The 18,906-nt window shown below is 65.6% G+C and carries 18 protein-coding genes; 12 read left to right on the forward strand and 6 right to left on the reverse strand.

The window, feature by feature from the left end:
- Window positions 1-23: 23 nt before the first annotated feature.
- Complete coding sequence (locus tag ACX80V_RS17585; RefSeq protein ID WP_485844259.1) at window positions 24-1,463, forward strand: sugar porter family MFS transporter; 1,440 nt, start codon at window positions 24-26, stop codon at window positions 1,461-1,463.
- 69 nt (window positions 1,464-1,532) lie between these two features.
- On the opposite strand, the gene ACX80V_RS17590 is transcribed toward ACX80V_RS17585, so the two are convergent.
- The 3 genes from ACX80V_RS17590 to ACX80V_RS17600 form a co-directional block, all read right to left on the reverse strand.
- Entirely contained in the window at window positions 1,533-2,555 is a 1,023-nt protein-coding gene (locus ACX80V_RS17590) for a Gfo/Idh/MocA family oxidoreductase (protein WP_485844223.1), read from the reverse strand.
- A 106-nt stretch (window positions 2,556-2,661) separates the two neighbouring features.
- Window positions 2,662-3,681: a sugar phosphate isomerase/epimerase family protein gene (locus ACX80V_RS17595; protein ID WP_485844224.1), complete on the reverse strand. Its 1,020-nt coding sequence runs from the start codon at window positions 3,679-3,681 to the stop codon at window positions 2,662-2,664.
- Window positions 3,678-4,865 carry a Gfo/Idh/MocA family protein gene (locus ACX80V_RS17600; RefSeq protein ID WP_485844225.1) on the reverse strand — a complete coding sequence of 396 codons (1,188 nt, stop codon included), beginning with the start codon at window positions 4,863-4,865 and terminating at the stop codon, window positions 3,678-3,680. Before ACX80V_RS17600 ends, ACX80V_RS17595 begins: the two co-directional genes overlap by 4 nt.
- Before the next feature lie 154 nt (window positions 4,866-5,019).
- Between ACX80V_RS17600 and ACX80V_RS17605 the strand changes: the two genes are divergently transcribed.
- From ACX80V_RS17605 to ACX80V_RS17640, 8 genes are all read left to right on the forward strand, one after another.
- Complete coding sequence (locus tag ACX80V_RS17605) at window positions 5,020-6,033, forward strand: LacI family DNA-binding transcriptional regulator (RefSeq protein WP_485844226.1); 1,014 nt, start codon at window positions 5,020-5,022, stop codon at window positions 6,031-6,033.
- A gap of 148 nt (window positions 6,034-6,181) precedes the next feature.
- Window positions 6,182-7,177, forward strand: coding sequence for a substrate-binding domain-containing protein (locus tag ACX80V_RS17610; protein ID WP_205630641.1), 996 nt, complete (start codon window positions 6,182-6,184; stop codon window positions 7,175-7,177).
- Between the two features lie 64 nt (window positions 7,178-7,241).
- Entirely contained in the window at window positions 7,242-8,309 is a 1,068-nt protein-coding gene (locus tag ACX80V_RS17615) for an ABC transporter permease (RefSeq protein WP_058929934.1), read from the forward strand.
- 13 nt (window positions 8,310-8,322) lie between these two features.
- Window positions 8,323-9,258: an ATP-binding cassette domain-containing protein gene (locus ACX80V_RS17620; protein ID WP_058929933.1), complete on the forward strand. Its 936-nt coding sequence runs from the start codon at window positions 8,323-8,325 to the stop codon at window positions 9,256-9,258.
- 103 nt (window positions 9,259-9,361) lie between these two features.
- Window positions 9,362-10,360, forward strand: coding sequence for a Gfo/Idh/MocA family oxidoreductase (locus ACX80V_RS17625; protein WP_485844227.1), 999 nt, complete (start codon window positions 9,362-9,364; stop codon window positions 10,358-10,360).
- Window positions 10,357-11,418: a Gfo/Idh/MocA family protein gene (locus ACX80V_RS17630; RefSeq protein WP_485844228.1), complete on the forward strand. Its 1,062-nt coding sequence runs from the start codon at window positions 10,357-10,359 to the stop codon at window positions 11,416-11,418. Before ACX80V_RS17625 ends, ACX80V_RS17630 begins: the two co-directional genes overlap by 4 nt.
- Window positions 11,419-11,456: 38 nt before the next feature.
- Window positions 11,457-12,575, forward strand: a complete 1,119-nt coding sequence (locus ACX80V_RS17635; protein ID WP_485844229.1) for a Gfo/Idh/MocA family oxidoreductase — start codon at window positions 11,457-11,459, stop codon at window positions 12,573-12,575.
- The gene (locus ACX80V_RS17640; protein WP_485844230.1) at window positions 12,575-13,372 is read left to right on the forward strand and encodes a TIM barrel protein; all 798 of its coding nucleotides are present in this window, start codon (window positions 12,575-12,577) and stop codon (window positions 13,370-13,372) included. Before ACX80V_RS17635 ends, ACX80V_RS17640 begins: the two co-directional genes overlap by 1 nt.
- A 9-nt stretch (window positions 13,373-13,381) precedes the next feature.
- Here ACX80V_RS17640 and ACX80V_RS17645 read toward each other — a convergent pair whose 3' ends face one another.
- Entirely contained in the window at window positions 13,382-14,404 is a 1,023-nt protein-coding gene (locus ACX80V_RS17645; protein WP_485844231.1) for a LacI family DNA-binding transcriptional regulator, read from the reverse strand.
- 135 nt (window positions 14,405-14,539) lie between these two features.
- Here ACX80V_RS17645 and ACX80V_RS17650 point away from each other — a divergent pair, with 135 nt between their 5' ends.
- Window positions 14,540-15,580, forward strand: coding sequence for a Gfo/Idh/MocA family oxidoreductase (locus tag ACX80V_RS17650; RefSeq protein ID WP_485844232.1), 1,041 nt, complete (start codon window positions 14,540-14,542; stop codon window positions 15,578-15,580).
- Window positions 15,581-15,676: 96 nt separating this feature from the next.
- Here ACX80V_RS17650 and iolB read toward each other — a convergent pair whose 3' ends face one another.
- Window positions 15,677-16,570, reverse strand: a complete 894-nt coding sequence (iolB, locus tag ACX80V_RS17655) for a 5-deoxy-glucuronate isomerase (RefSeq protein WP_485844233.1) — start codon at window positions 16,568-16,570, stop codon at window positions 15,677-15,679.
- A gap of 16 nt (window positions 16,571-16,586) precedes the next feature.
- Window positions 16,587-17,327 carry a GntR family transcriptional regulator gene (locus ACX80V_RS17660; protein WP_485844234.1) on the reverse strand — a complete coding sequence of 247 codons (741 nt, stop codon included), beginning with the start codon at window positions 17,325-17,327 and terminating at the stop codon, window positions 16,587-16,589.
- Between the two features lie 235 nt (window positions 17,328-17,562).
- On the opposite strand from ACX80V_RS17660, the gene ACX80V_RS17665 reads away from it, so the two are divergent.
- Window positions 17,563-17,934 carry an SRPBCC family protein gene (locus ACX80V_RS17665; RefSeq protein ID WP_485844235.1) on the forward strand — a complete coding sequence of 124 codons (372 nt, stop codon included), beginning with the start codon at window positions 17,563-17,565 and terminating at the stop codon, window positions 17,932-17,934.
- Window positions 17,935-18,127: 193 nt separating this feature from the next.
- Window positions 18,128-18,835, forward strand: a complete 708-nt coding sequence (locus tag ACX80V_RS17670) for a FadR/GntR family transcriptional regulator (RefSeq protein ID WP_485844236.1) — start codon at window positions 18,128-18,130, stop codon at window positions 18,833-18,835.
- The last annotated feature ends 71 nt before the right edge of the window (window positions 18,836-18,906 follow it).

The following is an 18,906-nucleotide window of genomic DNA, read 5'->3' on the forward strand; positions in this document are numbered from 1 at the left end:
CGGACCAAAGCAACGGAACCATGATGAATCCCGGCACAGTCCAGTCCGACGCGCCCGGCACCACCAAGCCGAACAACCCGGCCAAACCGGCCAATCCGAAGAAGTTCATGCGGAAGGTGGCGCTCTTCTCCACGTTCGGCGGACTCCTTTTCGGCTACGACACCGGTGTCATCAACGGCGCCCTGCCGTTTATGCAGCGGGACCTCGGACTGACGCCGCTCACCGAAGGGCTGGTCACTTCCACGCTCCTGTTCGGCGCGGCCTTCGGCGCCATCAGCGCAGGCCGGCTCTCGGACCGCTTCGGCCGGCGCAAGACCATCATGGGACTGGCCCTGATCTTCGTCGTGGCCACCATCGCCTGCACCCTCTCACCAAGCACTGAACTGCTCATCGCGGCGCGCACTCTGCTGGGCCTGGCAGTGGGCGGCGCCTCCGTGATTGTCCCCGTGTACCTCGCGGAAATGTCCCCGGCGGCCCAACGCGGCCGCATCGTCACCCAAAACGAGCTGATGATCGTCACCGGCCAGTTCCTGGCCTTCACCTTCAATGCGGTGCTCGGCAACGCTTTCCCCGAAGAAACGCACGTGTGGCGCTGGATGCTGGTTATCGCCACGCTCCCGGCCGTCGTCCTGTGGTTCGGCATGCTGGTCCTGCCGGAGAGCCCGCGCTGGCTGGCGTCGGCCGGCCGCTTCGGGGCCGTCCTTGAGGTGCTGCGCTCCACCCGCGCCGCCGGCGACGTCTCCGCGGAGTTCGACGAGGTGCGGCAGGCAGCCCGGGAGGACTACCAGGCCAGGATGGGCACGTTCAAGGACCTCACCGTTCCGTGGATCCGCAGGATCTTCGTGGTGGGCCTGGGCATGGCCATCATCAACCAGATCAGCGGCGTCAACGCCATCATGTACTACGGGACGTCCATCCTGTCCTCATCTGGATTCGGTGACCAGGGCGCCCTGATCGCCAACGTCCTCAACGGCGTCACCTCCGTGGCGGCCGTGATCGTCGGCATGTATCTGATGACGCGGGTGCCTCGCAAGCCCATGCTGATCGTGGGACTGTGCGGCACGGCCTCTTCCCTGACGGCCATCGCGCTCGTCTCCATGCTCCTGCCGGAGAGCACGTTGCGCGGCTACCTTGTGCTGCTGTTCATGGTGACATTCCTGGCGTCCATGCAGGGCTGCATCGGCACCGTCACGTGGCTGACCATGTCCGAGATCTTCCCCATGCACGTCCGAGGCATCGCGATGGGCATCTGCGTCTTTGTGCTGTGGATGATCAACTTCCTGATCGGGTTCTTCTTCCCGCAGATGGTCTCGTGGATCGGTGTTTCAGCGACGTTCTTCATCTTCGTGGCCCTGCAGCTGGGTGCCATTGTCTGGGTCAAGCGAGTCGTTCCGGAGACCAAGGATAAGTCCCTGGAGGAGCTCGAGCACCTGTTCAAGCAGCGCTCAGGCGTGTCCGCCTAAGGCGACGCAAGAAACGCCCGACGCCGGCCGGCGTCGGGCGTTTCTTCCTGTTCCCTTTCGGGGGACTCATCAGAGCGCGATCACCGCGTTCTCCAGCGCACTGCGGCGGGCCGCATCCAACACCTCCAGCGTCCGGATTCCTTCCGTTGCCGGTACGGGTTCAGGGCCGTCGCCGCGGACCGCGCGGGCGAACTCTGTATAGAAGCCGGCATAGTTCCCCTGCGCCGAGGCAATGGCCCCGCGGCCGTCCTTCGTGGACAGGGTGCCCCAGTTTTCGGCCGCGTCGATGCCCCACGTTGCCGGTTCCTCAACCGGACGGCGGCCCGACATCACGGCGTCCGCCTGAACGTCGGCGCCGGAGGCGATGTAGCTGCCCCTGCTGCCGTAGGCCCGCAGCTCCCGCGTGGTGGAATGGTTGAGTTTGCTGGCGGACACCGTGGAGACGGTTCCCGACGCATGCGTCATGGTGACAACAAAGCCGCAGTCCGTCCGTTCGCCGAAACGGTCCGTCCAGTCCAGGCTCGCGTGAACGTGGCTCGCCGGTCCCAGCAGCCACAGCATCTGGTCAACCAGGTGGCTGCCCAGGTCCCGCAGGAGTCCGCCGCTGGCACCAAGTTCAAGGCTGTTGGCGTTGTCCTGGTCCATGGTCGAATGCACCCGCCATGTCTCACCCAGTTCCCCTGAGGCCAGCACGTTGGCGAGCGTGAGGATATCCGCGTCGCGGCGCCGGTTGTGGTAGACGTTGAGGACAACACCTGCCCGTGCGGCGGCCTCGGCGAGTTCCCGCGCAGCCTCCGCATTCGGGGCGAAGGGTTTGTCGGCCACAACGTGCACGCCCGCCGTGACGGCGTCCATCACCAGGTGATGGCGGGTGTGCGGCGGCGTGGTGATGGTCACCGCGTCCACGCCGGCGTCGAGCAAACCGGCAAGGCTCCCATAAACGGGCAGCCCCGGGAAGTCCGCTTCCGCCTGCGCCCTTTTCGCTTCCGAACGGGCCACAATGCCGACCAGTTCGACTCCCTCGGCTGCTTCAATGAATGGGGCATGGAAGTACCTGCCGCCTGCCCCGTATCCGACAATGCCAATACGCATGTTTCGCTTCCTTCTGTCTTAGGGCCGGCCTCGGGTACAGCAAGGGGGCGACGCATGTGCGCCGCCCCCTTGCTGTCCACAGGCCTTTGCCTGACCAATTGTTTGACTAAGCCGTCACGTTCAGCGAAGACCTGAGCGCAGCGTCAGCATCCCGCAGCACCTTGGCCGCCACCTGCAGGCCCTCGATCCGGCCCAGTGAAACGTCCTCGTGCTCGATGTTGACCAGCATCTCCGGGTCTACCTCGTGCAGGGCGCGGAGAAACTCCGTCCAGTAGGCGGTGTTATGCCCGCGGCCCAGGGACACAAAGTCCCAGGCAGAGTTCTTGGGCCACTCGTTGGCCCACTCGTCGCCGCCGAGGTTGGTGCGGTTTTCCTCCGGCGTGAGCCGGCGGAAGCTGTTGTCCAGCACGCCGTAGAGCGCGGCGTTTTCGGTGTTGACGCGGACGTCTTTCGCCGCCGCCTGGAACACGAGGGGCCCGAGTTCGCGCACCACGGCGACCGGATCCATCTGCTGCCAGAACAGGTGGGAGGCATCCAGCTCGACGCCGACATGCGTGGCGTTGGTCAGCTCGATCAGCCTGCGGACGTCGGCGGTGTTGAAGACGAGGTTCTGCGGGTGCAGTTCGAGAGCCACCTTGACGTCGTGGTCAGCCGCCAGGCGGTCGGTTTCCTTCCAGAATTCCGCAGCCACGCCCCACTGGTAGTCCAAGACGTCCAGTGCTGCAGAGTTCCAGGCGTTGACCACCCAGTTGACGGTGGTGGCGCCGGGCTCTCCGCCGGGCAGGCCGGACATAGTGACCACCCGGTCCTGGCCGAGGCGGCTGGCCAGGCGGATGGAACGGCGGATGTCCTCGGCGTGCTTCTCGCCGATCTCACGGTTGGGGTGCAGCGGGTTGCCGTTGCAGTTGAGTCCTGCGATCGAGACGCCGGTGCCCTCGAAAATCGCCAGGTAGTCGTCGCGGGCGGCGTCGCTTTCCAGGATCTGGTCCATGGTGGGGACGTGCACGGCGGGGAGGAAGCCGCCGGTGTTGATCTCGATCCCGGTGAGACCAAGATCGGCAATGACCTTCAGGGCTTCGGGAAGCGGACGGTCGTGCAGGATTGCGTTGTAGACACCGAGCTTCATAGCGTGATCTTCTTTCCGTTGTTCAGGGCGGATTCGGCGACTGCGCCGAGCAGTTCCATGTTGCGCACGCCTTCGTCGAAGGTGGCACAGCGGGGCAGGGACTCTTTTTCGGTGAGGCCGGCGACCTCTTCGAGGAACGCCCGGGCCTGGTAGCCGAACGCGTCGTTCTGGCCGAAACCGACTTCGGGGGCGTCCATGGCGAGGCCGCCGGCGATGTAGGGGTGTCCCGGGCCGAGGATGACCTGGCGGTAACCGTTCTCGTTGCCGGAGCCGTCATTGAGGAACAGCTGGATTTCGGCGGGGCGGCGCTGGTCAAACTTGGCGGCACCGTTCTCGCAGAACACCTCGAAGGTCAGGCTGTTGGCCTGCCCGGCCGCAACCCGGGAGACCTCAAAACTGCCGGCGCCGGTTCCGAACTCCGCGTTGAAGGCTGCGTAGTCGTCGTTCTCGACGGCTTCGAAGGTGTCGCTGACGGCAGCATGGTCGTGGCCCATCACGACCGCGAGCGGCAGGGGCCGCTTGTCGATCACGGTGCTGAGGCTGCCGCCGGTGATCGACTTGATGTCACCACAGAGGAACTCGGAGATGTACGTCAGGTGGCTTCCAACATCGGCGAGCGCACCGGAGCCGGGGCCGCCCTTGTAGCGCCAGCTCATGGGAGCGGAGGGGCTGAAGCCGTAATCGGTCCAGTAGCGGCCGCTGAAGTGCAGGACATTACCGAGGACGCCGTTGCGGATCAGGTCCCGGATGTAGGCGATGCCGGGGGTGCGGCGGAACGTGAAGCCAATACGGGCGATCGTTCCGCCGGCCTCGGCCGCGCGGGCTGCCTCGGCCATGGCGCGGGCGTCTGCCAGGGAGCCGCTCAGCGGCTTTTCGCACAGCACGTGCTTGCCGGCCGCGAGCAGGCCCTCCACCACTTCGCGGTGGAGCGAGTTGGCGATGACCACGCTGACGACGTCGATGTCATCGGCTTCGGCGATAGCCTGCCACGACGTGTCGTTGCGTTCGTATCCGAAACGGCGGGCGGCCAACGAGCCGAATTCGGCGTTGACGTCGCCGATCGAGACCAGGCGCACCGGGGGAAGTACCGGGCTGTAGAGGGCAGACGCGGTGCGGTATGCAGCAGCGTGGGCCTTGCCGGCCATGCCTGCACCGATGACGGCGACGCCTAGGCTTTCAGCCATTGATTTCTCCTTTGAAATTCAGCCGCGGCGGGAAGGTCCAACGGCATTTTGTAGCGCTACAATTTAGTGCACTGGATCTGAGCGTATCCATGTATGTATGTCCTGTCAATCACCTGGCGGATATCCTCAAGGGCAGACACGAAAGGCACCTCCGATGACGTTGCACAGCCCCAAGGCACGACGCCCGACGATCTATGACGTGGCGAAGCAGGCGGGCGTCTCGCCGTCGCTGGTTTCACTCGTACTGCAGAATCCCGCGAGGGTGAGCGACAAGCGCCGCGAAGCCGTCCAGGCGGCCATCTCGGACCTCGGGTACCGCCCCAGCCGCGCCGCCACTACGCTTGCCAGCAGTCGCACGAAGAGCATTGGGCTGGTGATTGACGACTACCGGAACCTGTGGTTCGTCGATCTGCTGCGTGGGATGGAATCTGCGCTGACGGAACATGGCTACCAGGTCATGCTGGCTGATTCCCGCCCCGGGGAGAACCGCATCCAGGGAGCTGTTGACGGTTTGCTTGCCATGCACGTTGACGGGCTGGTGATAGCGGCAGAGCCAAGCGCCTCAATGTTGGCTGGGGTGGAGATTCCGACGGTCGTGGCTGGGTGGCGCGATGGCGTGCCGGCCGGTGCGGATCTGATTACCAACGACGACGACAGTGGCGGCGGAATGGCGGCCAGCCACCTCCTGGGGCTCGGGCACGCCCGGATAGGTCACCTCTCCGGATCCGGCGGTGCCGCTGCTCACCGGCGTGCGGGCTTCCGCAGCCGGCTCCGGGAGTCAGGCGCCGAACTTCGGATTGCGGGGGAGTCGGGCGGCACGTCCGAGGAGGATGGCTACGCCTCGACGTGCTGGCTGCTGGACCACTATCCGGACACCACTGCCATCTTCGCCGCCAATGACACCATGGCCTTGGGTGCCTTGGGTGCCATCAAGGCGCGCGGGCTTGCGGTCCCGGCGGACATCTCCGTGATCGGATACGACAATTCAACCCTGGCAAAGTCGCGGTATCTGGAGCTGACCTCAGTAGACAACCGAAGCGATCTGGTGGGTGTGGATGTGGCCAAGGCGCTGCTTGTACGCATTCGCGACTCCGCGGTTGGCCCGCAACGCAAGCTGATTGAGCCGGCCCTGGTTGTTCGCGGGACCACGGCGCGGCCGGCATTTTAGGGCGGCCGCAGTAGGCTCCTTACGTAAAAACATCCTAATGTCAGGACAAACTATTGACATTCGTGAGTTGAATCACCATGATCGAGGTAGACAGTGCTCCGGCGGTTGCAGAGTGGCAGCCCGGACCCTGAGATCAAAGGAGATTAACGTGGCTAATTTTTCTTGGCGCAAGGCGGCTCTCGTTGCGGCAGTTGTGCCGATGATGGCACTCAGCGCCTGCTCCAGCACGGGCGGGAAGCCGGTTGAGGGCGGCGGCGCCGCCGGCGGCGGTCAGGTGGCCACCACAGACCGCATGAAGGTGGCTCTCATCACCCACGCCGCGGCAGGCGACACCTTCTGGGACATAGTCCGCAAGGGCGCCGAGGAGGCCTCAGCGAAAGACAACGTGGAACTGCTCTACACCAGTGACCCGGAGGCCGGACGCCAGGCCCAGCTCGTCCAGCAGGCCATCGATCAGAAAGTCGACGGCATCGCCGTTACCCTCGCAACCCCGGAGGCCCTGAAGGACGTCCTGAAGAAGGCCACCGATGCCGGGATTCCGGTGGTCAGCCTCAACGCCGGCGAGTCCGTGTCGGCGCAGCTCGGCGCATTTACGCACTTCGGCTCGAATGAGCAGCTTGCCGGCCAGGCGGTGGGCACCAAGCTCGCCGAACAGGGCTTCAAGCACCCGGTCTGCGTCATTCAGCAGCAGGGCCACGTTGGCCTTGAAGCACGGTGCGCAGGCGTCAAGGCCAAGGTTCCGGGTGCGGAGATTCTCTACGTCGACGGCAAGGACATGACCGGCGTCCAGTCCACCGCCACCGCGAAGCTCCAGGCAGCCAAGGATGCAGACGTCATCATTGGCCTCGGCGCACCGATCACCCTCACGCTGCTCAAGTCCGTCGCGGACGCCGGCAGCTCTGCGAAGGTTGCCAGCTTCGACCTGAACGCAGAGCTCGCCCAGAAGATCGTGGATGGTGACGTGATCTTCACCGTGGACCAGCAGCCGTGGGCCCAGGGCTACATGTCGGTCGACTCGCTGTGGCAGGCCAAGCGTGGCGGCTTCAAGCTTGGCGGCGGCCAGCCGGTCTTGACCGGTCCCACCATCGTTGACCAGTCCAACGCTTCCGACGTTCTCAAATTCGCCCAGCAGGGCGTCCGCTAGATCCGGGACTCAGGCCGTGCGGCGGGCAACCGCCGCACGGCCTGACCAACAAGGAGTTCTTCCTATGGCAAAAACAGCAACCCTGCCCCCGGCACCGGCTTCAGCAGCCGGGCCACGTGGCGATGAGAGAATTGGGCGGCGGAACCCGCTCCAGACGCTCCTGGGCCGTCCCGAAGTCGGCGCGCTCGTAGGAGCGGTGGTCCTGTTCGTCTTCTTCGCGTTGGTTTCCCCGACGTTTACCCAGCCCAATGCCTTGGCGACCATTCTGTACGGCAGTTCCACGATCGGCATCATGGCGGTGGGGGTTTCCTTGCTGATGATCGGCGGGGAGTTCGATCTTTCCACCGGTGTCGCGGTGATCTCATCGGCACTGACGGCGTCGATGTTCAGCTGGTACTTCAGCACGAATATCTGGGTCGGGGTTCTCCTGGCCCTGGTGGTCTCCGTGGGCATCGGTTATATCAATGGCTGGATTTTGATGAAGACCAAGCTGCCCAGCTTTATCGTCACCCTGGCCACGTTCCTTATGCTGACCGGCCTGAACCTGGGCCTGACCCGGCTGATCGGCGGCTCCGTGTCGTCGCCGTCGATCTCCAGCATGGACGGCTTCGCCTCCGCCCGCGCGGTGTTCGCGTCCTCGGTCTCCATTGGCGGCATCGATGTCAAGATCACGGTGTTCATCTGGATCGCGCTGGTCGCCGTGGCCACCTGGGTGCTGATGCGGACCCGGGTGGGGAACTGGATCTTCGCCGTCGGCGGGGACGAGAATGCGGCCCGCGCCGTGGGTGTGCCGGTCAAGGCCACGAAGATCGGATTGTTCATGGGCGTGGGCTTCTGCGGCTGGATCCTGGGCATGCACAACCTCTTCGCTTTCGATACGGTGCAGTCCGGTGAGGGTGTGGGCAACGAGTTCCTGTACATCATCGCCGCGGTGATCGGCGGGTGCCTCCTGACCGGCGGCTATGGTTCGGCGGTGGGCGGCGCGATCGGCGCGTTCATCTTCGGCATGGCCAACAAGGGCATCGTCTATGCCCAGTGGAACCCCGACTGGTTCAAGTTCTTCCTGGGCCTGATGCTGCTGCTGGCCACCATCATCAACCTCATCGTCAAGCGCCGCGCGGAACTCAAGTAAAGGGGCCGGAGAAATGAACGCCAAAGAGATCGACCAACAGACCCTGCTCAAGGATGAAAAAGATCCCCTCACCCACACCCCCGTCCACTTGCTCTCCCTCGACGGAGTAGGCAAGCACTACGGCAACATCATCGCCCTCTCCGATGTGACCATGGCCGTGGACAACGGCCGTGTCACCTGCGTACTGGGCGATAACGGTGCGGGCAAGTCCACCCTGATCAAGATCATCGCCGGCCTGCACCAGCACGACGCCGGGGTGCTGAACATCATGGGCGAGGAACGGAAGTTTGGTTCGCCCCGTGACGCCCTTGACGTGGGCATCGCCACCGTCTACCAGGACCTCGCGGTGGTGCCCCTGATGCCCATCTGGCGGAACTTCTTCCTCGGTTCGGAGCTGACCAGCGGTTTCGGCCCGTTCAAAAGCATGGACGTCGAGAAGATGAAGGCCATCACGCTCAAGGAACTTGCCGAGATGGGCATCGACCTCCGCGACGTGGAACAGCCCATCGGCCAGCTGTCCGGCGGTGAGCGCCAGTGTGTCGCGATCGCCCGCGCCGTGTACTTCGGCGCAAAGGTCCTGATCCTGGACGAACCGACGGCGGCGCTGGGCGTCAAGCAGTCCGGCGTCGTGCTCCGCTACATCCTGCAGGCTCGCGACCGGGGACTCGGCGTCATCTTCATCACGCACAACCCGCACCACGCCTTCCCTGTCGGGGACCGGTTCCTCCTGCTCAAGCGCGGCAAGTCGATCGGCTACTACGACAAGAAGGACATCACCTTGGACGAGCTCACCGCCCAGATGGCCGGCGGTGCGGAACTGGCGGAACTCGCCCACGAGCTCGAGCAGCTCGGCGGACACGGCGACGTGGTCAAGGAAGTGCAGGCAGAGGTCGCTGACGTTACTCACAACCGAGAGACGTCAACGGAAAGCAGCCCCCGGCACGTGTAACAGGACCGAGGCGGGGCCCGCCGGAAAACCGGACGGGCCCCGCCCGCCGTGCCACGGCGCGAAGGTCACGGCAAAGATAGCGAAAAGTAGACGGGAAGACAGTATGCCGATCCGGGTAGGCGTCATCGGCGCCGGAATCATGGGTGCCGACCACATCAGGAACCTCTCCGGTACCATCGGCGGCGCCGAGGTGACCTTCGTGGCAGACCTCGACGCCGGACGTGCCGCAGCAGCTGCGCCGCCGGCCGCCCGCATCACCACGGAACCGTCGGAGCTGATCAACTCCAGCGAGGTGGACGCCGTCGTTATTGCTTCGCATGACTCCACGCACGCCGGACTTGTGCTGGAGTGCTTCGAGGCGATGACCCCGGTGCTGTGCGAGAAGCCGCTGGCCCCCACGCTGCTGGAAAGCCGGGAGGTTGTGGCGGCCGACGCCGACATCGTCGCCGCCACCGGGGCGTCCCTGCTGTCGCTGGGCTTCATGCGGCGCTTCGACCCTGGCTACGTGGCGCTGCGCCAGTCTGTGCAGGGCCGCGCCCAGGGGGAACCGCTGATGGTCCACTGCACCAGCCGCAATGCTGCCGCCGGCCCGGGTACCACTGCCGAATCGGCCATCACCAACTCGGCCATCCACGAGCTGGACATCATTCCCTGGCTGCTGGGCTCTCCCATCACGGAAGTCTCATGGCAGGCGGGGCAGAGTTCCCGCAACGCTGAAGGCGGCCTGCAGGATCCAGCCTTCATGCTGCTCCGCACCGCCGACGGGACCCTGACCACCCTGGAGCTGTTCCTGAACGCCCAATACGGTTACACGACGCGCTGCGAAGTCGTCTCCGAACGCGGTGTCACCGGGCTGAGGGACGCGGCTCTGCTGGGTGTCGAAGAGGACGGCATCCGGCGGACCGCCGTGCCCGCGGACTGGCGGCCGCGGTTTGCCGATGCTTACAGGCTGCAGCTGCAGGCGTGGATCACGGCGCTCGGCCAGGGTGATCAGCCGCCGCTGGCCGGGGCAATGGATGGCCTCCACGCCTCGCTCGTGGCGCACGCAATGATCCGCTCCATGCACGGCGACGGCGCCTACACCAAGGTCAGCTACGCGTGAGCGTCCGGAACCTGCCGGCGTCCGCCGTGCCCGCCTCCCGGGATGCCCCGGTGCTGCGCTGGGGAATCATGGGGCCCGGCTGGATTGCCGAACGGTTCACCGAGTCGGTCCAGGCGCACACGGACCAGGTGATCGCCGCCGTCGCGTCCCGCTCGCTCAGCCGCGCCAAGGCCTTCGCCGAATCCTTCGGCATTCCGACGGCCTACGGCAGCTACGAGGAGTTGACGGCCGATCCGGGCATCGACATCGTCTACGTGTGTACTCCGCACACCGGACACCACCAGGCGGCGGTCCTGGCACTCGACGCTGGCAAGCACGTGCTGATCGAGAAGCCCATCGCACTCAACGCCGTACAGGCACGGGACATCGCCGCTCGTGCCGAAGAGGCGGGCGTTTTTGCCGCCGAGGCCATGTGGAGCTTTTTCCTGCCAAAGTTCGATGTGATCCGGCAAGTCCTGGACGCCGGGACCCTGGGCGCCATCACCACGGTAGTCGCGGAATACGGTGAATACTTCGAGCCCACCCACCGCATCTTCGACCCGGAACTGGCGGGCGGCCCCCTGCTGGACCTCGGCACGTACCCGCTGGCCCTGGTCACCGAGGTCCTGGGCCGGCCCGAACGGCTGTACGCCATCGGACAGCCGCACCCGTCCGGGGTCAACGCCCAGCTCTCTGCCGTGATGCAGTTCGCCAGCGGCGCCCAGGCCGTAGTCAACACCCATGTCCACAACTTCACACCCACCGGCGCCACGATCGTAGGATCCGACGCCACGCTGACCATCGACGGACCCTTCAACATGCCGGGCGGCTTCGACATCCGCTACCCGGACGGGACCCGGGTGCGGTACGAGGAAGCGAACGGTGCGCACTTTGAGGGCCTGCACTATGAGGCCGCCGCGGTGGCGCGTGCCGTGGCCGCCGGCCGCACCCAGGCCAGCCAACGGACCCTGGCGGCCTCCATCCGCACCCTGGAGGTTGCCGATGAGATCCGCCGGCAGCTAGGCGTGGTTTTCCCCGGGGAAGCTGCCCTGCCGGGCGAAGCCGCTGCCCGACCCTGATTCATCCATCTGCATACAACTACCGAAAGGACCGGCTCATGGCCTACCTTACTCAAAACCCCGCTGGTGTTCCTGCGCCCGTCCGGATCGGGCTCATTGGCTCGGGCTGGATGGGGGCGTTCCACGCTGACAGCATCGCCCGGCGGGTCCCGGGCGCTGTCCTGGCGGCCATCGCCGACCCCAACACCGAATCTGCCGAGGCCCTCGCACAGTCCCTCGGCACCGCCAAGGTCACCGCCAGCGCCGAAGATATCCTGGCCGATCCCGAGATCGACGCCGTGATCATCGCCAGTCCGGCACGCTTCCACGCAACCCTCATTGCCCAAGCCGCTGCCGCCGGGAAACACGTCTTCTGCGAGAAGCCCGCCGGCCAGGGGCTCGACGAACTCGACACCGCCCTTGCCGCCGTGGAAGAAGCCGGAGTGCACTTCCAGATCGGCTTCAACCGCCGGTACGCGGCGGACTTCCAGGCCGCCAAGAAGGATCTCGCCGCGGGCGTCGCCGGTCAGCCGCAGCTCCTGCGCTCGCTGACCCGCGACCCCGGGACCGGAAGCATCCCGAACGCGGCCAGGGTCCCCGCGTGGACTGTCTTCCTGGAGACCCTGATCCACGACTTCGACACCCTCAACTGGTTCAACGAAGGTGCCGAGCCCGTAGAGGTCTACGCCGTGGCGGACGCCCTCGTGGAACCGGAGCTGCGCGATCAGGGCTTCCTGGACACAGCAGTGGTGACCATCCGCTACAGCAACGGCGCCATCGCCGTGGCGGAAGCAAACTTCAGTGCCCTCTATGGCTATGACATCCGCGGAGAGGTCTTCGGTTCCAAGGGCATGGTCCAGGCCGGCCGTGCCACCGAGACGGCGGCCCGGCGTTACACGGCGGAGGGACTGTCCGCGGACACCCCGCGCCTCAACGTGGAACTCTTCCGGCAGGCCTACACGGATGAACTCGCCGATTTCGCCGCCCTGGTGCGTGCACAGCGGGATGGCACACCGCCGCCGTCGGGCGCTTTCACCCTCACTCCCGGGGCCGCAGACGCCCGCCGTGCGCTGGCCATGGCGCTGGCGTGCATCGAATCGGTCAAACAGGGCGGTCCGGTGGCTGTGGCTGCTGCCCCTGTACCGGCGCTCCGTGACGACACCCGGACCGGCGTCTGATGCGGCTGGCCGTCTGCGCGGAAATGGTCTTCACGGACCTGCCGTTTGTGGAACGGGTGCAGCGGATCCACGACGCCGGCTTCGACGTCGAGATGTGGGACTCCAGGGGCAAGGACCTGGCCGGGCTCAAGGCAACCGGCGCGGCGTTCTCCTCCATGACCGGGTACACCTCCGGAAGCCTCGTGGACCCCGACACGGCCGACGACGTGGTGCGGACGGCCGAGTCTCTGATTCCCACAGCCCTGGAGCTCGGCGTGAGCCGCATGGTGGTGCACCCAGCGGAGCTCATCGATGGCCAGGCGGCCCGCCCCCTCTACCGGTCCACCGGCCGCATGTGGAGCACCGGCGCGCGGACCCTGGAACGGCTCGGCAACTTGGGGGAGAAGTATGGGGTGACGTTCTGCCTGGAAAACCTCAACACGGTCCTGGACCACCCCGGCATCCCGCTCGCCCGCGCCAAGGACACCCTGGCGTTGGTGGAAGCAGCCGGGCACCCCAACGTGAAGCTCATGCTGGACCTGTACCACGCACAACTGGGCGAGGGGAACCTCATCGAGCTCGTGCGGACCGCGCTGCCGCACATCGGCGAAGTCCAGGTTGCCGACGTACCGGGCCGCTGCGAACCCGGAACCGGGGAGATCAACTACCGGGCCGTGGCCAAGGCGCTCGCGGACGCAGGCTACGAGGGGACGGTGGGTATGGAAGCCTGGGCCAGCGGTGACGACGAGGAAGCCCTTGCGGCCTTCCGGGCGGCGTTCACGGTGCAGGACGCCAGCGTCCAGATCGCCTCGACATAGGCGTGCCGTTCAGGGGTGAGGGGCGGCGGTGCTGCCCCTCACTTCCAGCGTCGGCACCAACAGTTCGTCTGGGGGCAGCGTGCTGCCCGGCTCCAGTCGTGCGATCAGGAGTTCGGCCGCCCGCTGCCCGGCGGCAAAACTGGCCGTGTCCACTGAAGTCAGGCTGATCCGGCGCAACCGCGCCAGCGGGGTATTGTCGTAGCCGGCCACCGAAAGATCGGCGGGTACGGCGAGCTCGCATTCCTCGGCGGCTGAGAGGACCCCCAGCGCCGCCATGTCGTTGACAGCGAACACCGCTGTGGGCCGGTCGACAACTGACAGCAGCTCGAGTGCTGCACGGTGGCCGCCCTCTTCGCTCAGGTCTCCCGGCACGGTCCGGATGAACTCCGCCAGGCCGGCGGCCCTCATCTCCGCTTCATACCCCCGACGGCGGGCAATCCCGACGGCGGTGGCGGGTGCCCCTACATGGGCGATGCGGCGGTGCCCCAGCGCGATCAGATGAGCCACCGCGAGGCGGGCCCCGGCGTCGTCGTCGTTGGTCACGACGGTGACGTTGGCACCTGGGCCGCTGGGCGCCCCCAGCGCGATGGTTGGCACCTGCAAGGCTGCTGCCGTCAAACCGGGGCTCTCCGGCATGGTCCCCACCAGCACCAGGGCCTCGATGTTCATCTCCAGCAGTTTCTTCAGCAGGGATTCGCCGCTGCGGCTGTCCAGGCGGAAGTCGCCCATCAGCATTTGCAGGCCGAGCTCGTTGAGAGTGCTGTTGAGCCCTTCCACCGCGCTGACGAACCAGGGGTTCCGCATGTCGTTGAGTACCACGCCCACGGTGCGGCTCCGCGATTCGCCGAGGGCCCGGGCAGCCGCGTTCGGACGGTAGCCGAGTTCCAGCACGGCATGTTCGACGGCGGTGCGCTTGGCCGCGCTGACGTAGCCCGTGCCGCGCAGCACGAGGGACACCACCGACTTGGAAACACCCGCGGCGGCGGCCACGTCCAGGATGGTGGCGGCGCGTTTCCGTTCGAGGGCAGTCACAGTGACCTCCTGTTTGTTAATACAAAGTCTTGACTCGGCATGCGGATTCACCTACTCTAGCAAGACAATGTTGGAACGTTCCCACATTGTTGTCTGCCCGGATTCCGGGCCCGGTACTGCTTGCGAAGGAACACTATGAAGGACGTCATTCTCGGTCTGGTCGGAGTGGGACGCATCGGCGTCATGCACGCCAACAACATCTCCGCTCTCAATGGAGTCCTCAATCCGCAAGGCATCAATGTCCGGCTCCGGCTCACCGACGTCGCCGAGGTCCACGCACGGGGCGTCGCGTCCGGCCTCGGTGCCGAGTTCCTGCCCTCCGTGGAAGCCCTTATCGCCGCCGGCGTGGACGGCCTCGTCATCGCAACGGGGACCGGAACCCACCCCGAACTGATTCGCGTGGGAGTGGACGCCGGAATCCCGGTCTTCTGCGAAAAGCCCGTGGCCATGAACGTGGCGGACGCCCTGCCGGTGCTGGACTACATCCGCGACAACAACGGCGTGGTGCAGATCGGCCACCAGCGCCGCTTTGACCACGGCTACCTGGAGGCCAAGCGTGCCTACCAGGCGGGCGAGCTGGGCTGGATCCACTCCCTGCGCGCCGTCACCTGCGACATGGCGCCGCCGCCCGTGGAATTCCTCGCTACCTCCGGCGGGCTGTTCCGCGACTGCTCCGTCCACGACTTCGACATCCTGCGTTGGCTGACCGGCCGCGAGATCGTGGAGGTCTACGCAAAGGGGTCCAATAACGGCGACCCGGCCATCGGGGGAGTGGGAGACGTGGACACGGCGCTGGCACTGATCACGTTCGACGACGGCACGGTCGGTACCGTGTCAGCCACCCGCTACAACGGGGCCGGCCACGACGTCCGCCTGGAAATCCAGGGCTCCAGCCGTTCGCTGATGGTTGGGCTCGATCAACAAACGGCCATGGCGTCGGCCGAAGCCGGGATCGATTTCCCAGCCGGGGAACCCCACAGGACCTTCGCGGAGCGCTTCGACCAGGCGTACCGATCCGAAATGGCCGCGTTTGTGGAGCTGATCCTGGGTCGCCGGGAGAATCCCTGCACCCCGGAGGACGCCGTGGCCGCTTCCCGCGTTGCGGACGCCGCCCAGGAATCGCTGGCCACGGGCGTCCCGGTCAGGGTGGTGCTGGCCGCGGCCAACGCTGGCTAGGCAAGTCCTGGCGAGGCGAACCAGGCAGCAGTTCCACGCAAAAAACTCCCCTCCGGAATCATGTTTCCGAAGGGGAGTTTTTTGGGTTCTGACTGTTTATGCCGTGAACGGCAGCCGGGGATCGATGTCCTGGCCGTCCCAGCTTTGGCGGACCCAGCCGTGATGCGGGTCATCGCTGATAAGCCATTCACGGACGGGGCCCGGGCCGGCCATCACGTTCAGGTAGTACAGGTCATAGCCCGGGGCCGCCATGGCGGGGCCGTGCCAACCGTAGGGGACCAGCACAACGTCGCCGGTGCGGACCTCGGCCGCCACGTCGATGGGACGCTCATCCGAGGCGTACACGCGCTGGTAGCCGATGGCGTCGGCGTCGGCGGGTGCCCGGGAGCCAGCAGCCACCTGCGTCTCGAAGTAATAGATCTCCTCGAGGTTCGTTTCGCCGTCCTTCTCCTCATCGTGCTTGTGCGGAGGGTAGGAGGACCAGTTTCCGGCGGGGGTGAGGACTTCACACACGATGAAGCGGTCAGCCTCGAGGGCCGCAGGCGTGCCGAAGTTGTGGACTTGGCGGGAGCAGTTGCCGGCCCCGCGCAGTTCCACGGGTGTCTCCGCCGCCGTGACCAGGCGGGTGGGATAGGAGGCTTTTGCCGGTGCGGTGGCGACCGCCACCCGTCCGCCGTCGGACGAACTGATGGTGACGGTCCGGCCCGTTCCTGAGTACAGCACGTCGCTGGGTCCGTGGAACACGGACGCCCGCCCCTTCAGGACATGGTCTTCGCCGTCCACAGAGACGGTGAAGGAGCCGTTGAGGGGAACCACAATCCGCTCTTCGTTCGCTGCCGGGAGAACGACGGCGGCCCCTGCTGTTAAGGTTGCCACCTTCAGGCCCGTATGGGCCCAGCCGTCCACGGCCAGGTTTGAATCGGAGGTTCCGAGCGAGATGTCCCAGCCGCCGTCGGCGGCGCTGCCCAGGGGGTAGACCCAGTTAGTCATTGATGTATTCCTTGCGCTATCGCTGTACGAGTGTCATTTCAAAGCTGTACGAATCCGCCCGGTACACGTGGTGTCCGGTTTCCACCCGGCGGCCGGCGTCGTCCGTTGCGGTGCGCTCCATGGTGACCAGCGCGGAGTTGACCTCGGCCTCCAGCAGGCGGGCCTGGTAGTCGTTGGCGATCATCGCGCCGATTCGTTGCGAGGCCAGGCGGAAGTTCACGCCGCCGCGGCGAAGAATGGCGTAAAGCCCCTCAGCGGCCAGCATGGCTTCGTCCATGCTCGCGATGTCGTCCCGGACCCAGTTCTCCATCAGGGCAAGGGGCTTGCCGCCCACTTTGCGCAGGCGGGTGAAGTGGTACACCTTGGAGCCGGCCGGCAGTTCGAGGGTGGCGAGCGTCGCAGCGTCGGCCTCCATGTGGGAGAAGGTCAGCACCTGGGTGGTGGGCTTCTTGCCGTTGTTGGAGAGGTCATCAAACAGGCTGGAGAGCTCCAGGGGGCGGCGGACCTGGCTGGAGACCACCTGAGTACCCACGCCGCGCTTGCGGACCAGCAGCCCCGAGCGGACCAGTTCGTCCATGGCTTTGCGCATGGTGGGCCGGGAGAGGTTCAGCTGGGCCGCGAGATCGATTTCGTTCTCCAGCCGGCTGCCGGGTTCCAGGATTCCGCTGTGGATGGCGGCCTCGATGCCCTGTACCACCTGGTGGTACAGGGGTACGGGCGAGGAGCGGTCGATGATAAGACCAAGTTGATTCGCCACTGGATATTCCTCGTTCCATGCCGGAAGCTGGTGCCCGCCCGAGGCCCGGGAGGGAATCCATGTCCTACTATGTTCGCTTGATAGGACATACTGCCTTTGTTGATAATATCAGCCGAACTTTGGCGGTCAAGGCTACGGCCATGCTGTGGCGCCACGCGTCCCGTGCGGAACCGGACCGCCGCGGCCACACTGGCCGGCTCGCTGCCAATGGTGCCCGTGGTCCTAGGCTGGGGGGATGAACAACCGATACCTCGTGTCACGCGAACGCTTCATCGCTGCCCCGCCCGAAGTGATCTTTGAAGTCCTGGCCACTCCGGCGCTGCACAGTGCGATTGACGGTTCCGGCACGGTTAAGGGCGCCCAGCCGCGCGGCCCGGAACGGCTGAGCCTCGGAGCCCGCTTTGGCATGGAAATGAACATGCCCGTGGACTACAGAATCCTGAACACGGTCTCCGAATTCGAGGAAGGCAGGCGCATTGCCTGGCGCCATTTCTATGGCCACATTTGGCGCTATATCCTGGAACCGGCCACCGGCGCCGACGGTACTGCCGGCACGCGCGTGACCGAACAATGGGACGCCACCCCGTCAGCATCGAAAAGACACTAACCAATCTTGAGGCCTACCTTGCGGCCTCCGGTCGGCGCGAGGCCGGCAATACGGGGATTTCCTGAGACGCCGTTTCTTTCCTGAGACGCCGCTTCAACGGGCGGTGAGGCTGGCGGGGTCCCGGTCCGTACGGCGGCTTCTGTAATGTGGATGGCACCCGGAGTACGGGGTAAGACTAAAGGTGGGAAGCACGATGGGCCGCAGGACACTTGTTGACGACCTTGTCGACGGCCTGCTCGAAGACATCCTGGACGGCAAACTGCAGCCCCACGTAGCCTTACCGCCCGAAGCCGACATCGCCAAAGCCTACGACGTCAGCCGCCTCACTGTGCGCGAGGCACTCAAGGCCCTGCGGGCACAGAACATCCTCTACGTTAAAGCCGGCCGCGGGACCTTCGTCAACCCGACCGACAACTGGACCGGTCTGGATGCGATCTTCAAGGCCGCTTCGCACGATAATGGGGCGGAGCAGGTCGCAGTGGGGTTGATCGAGATGCGGCGCATGGTGGAAACCGGGGCCGCTGCGCTCGCGGCCAAACGCCATACACCCGAGCATGCCCAGCAGATGCGCGAGTGCATTGCGGACATGAAGCGCTTCCATGATTCCGGCGACCTCGATGCCTTCGTGGCGGCAGACATCGCCTTCCACGACGCAGTGTTGAAGGCTTCCGGCAATCCATTTGTCCGGGCGCTGTTCGCGCAGCTGGGTCAGCTCCTTTACGTAAAACGGCGTGAAACGTCCGCCGTCGAAGAGATCCAACTGCACGCCATTGACTACCACCAAAAGGTCATGGAAAGCATCCTCAGCGGCGAGGCCGAGCTGGCCCGCCGCACCATGGACGAGCATATGGACCAGACATACCGGGACTACGAACGCTACGTGCACCACGCGGCATCGTGACGTCGCAGCCCGCACCAAACAGGTCTTGACGTAATCCGCATCACTAACCTATGCTTTTTCTGAGTTCTTCA

This window comes from Pseudarthrobacter arbutini, assembly GCF_054510915.1.

Excerpts from the sequence above, each read along its gene's own strand:
- ACX80V_RS17585 (WP_485844259.1), top strand. The coding sequence starts at position 24 with ATGAATCCCGGCACAGTCCAGTCCGACGCGCCCGGCACCACCAAGCCG.
- ACX80V_RS17590 (WP_485844223.1), bottom strand. The coding sequence starts at position 2,555 with ATGCGTATTGGCATTGTCGGATACGGGGCAGGCGGCAGGTACTTCCAT.
- ACX80V_RS17595 (WP_485844224.1), bottom strand. The coding sequence starts at position 3,681 with ATGAAGCTCGGTGTCTACAACGCAATCCTGCACGACCGTCCGCTTCCC.
- ACX80V_RS17600 (WP_485844225.1), bottom strand. The coding sequence starts at position 4,865 with ATGGCTGAAAGCCTAGGCGTCGCCGTCATCGGTGCAGGCATGGCCGGC.
- ACX80V_RS17605 (WP_485844226.1), top strand. The coding sequence starts at position 5,020 with ATGACGTTGCACAGCCCCAAGGCACGACGCCCGACGATCTATGACGTG.
- ACX80V_RS17615 (WP_058929934.1), top strand. The coding sequence starts at position 7,242 with ATGGCAAAAACAGCAACCCTGCCCCCGGCACCGGCTTCAGCAGCCGGG.
- ACX80V_RS17620 (WP_058929933.1), top strand. The coding sequence starts at position 8,323 with ATGAACGCCAAAGAGATCGACCAACAGACCCTGCTCAAGGATGAAAAA.
- ACX80V_RS17625 (WP_485844227.1), top strand. The coding sequence starts at position 9,362 with ATGCCGATCCGGGTAGGCGTCATCGGCGCCGGAATCATGGGTGCCGAC.
- ACX80V_RS17635 (WP_485844229.1), top strand. The coding sequence starts at position 11,457 with ATGGCCTACCTTACTCAAAACCCCGCTGGTGTTCCTGCGCCCGTCCGG.
- ACX80V_RS17640 (WP_485844230.1), top strand. The coding sequence starts at position 12,575 with ATGCGGCTGGCCGTCTGCGCGGAAATGGTCTTCACGGACCTGCCGTTT.
- ACX80V_RS17650 (WP_485844232.1), top strand. The coding sequence starts at position 14,540 with ATGAAGGACGTCATTCTCGGTCTGGTCGGAGTGGGACGCATCGGCGTC.
- iolB (WP_485844233.1), bottom strand. The coding sequence starts at position 16,570 with ATGACTAACTGGGTCTACCCCCTGGGCAGCGCCGCCGACGGCGGCTGG.
- ACX80V_RS17665 (WP_485844235.1), top strand. The coding sequence starts at position 17,563 with ATGAACAACCGATACCTCGTGTCACGCGAACGCTTCATCGCTGCCCCG.
- ACX80V_RS17670 (WP_485844236.1), top strand. The coding sequence starts at position 18,128 with ATGGGCCGCAGGACACTTGTTGACGACCTTGTCGACGGCCTGCTCGAA.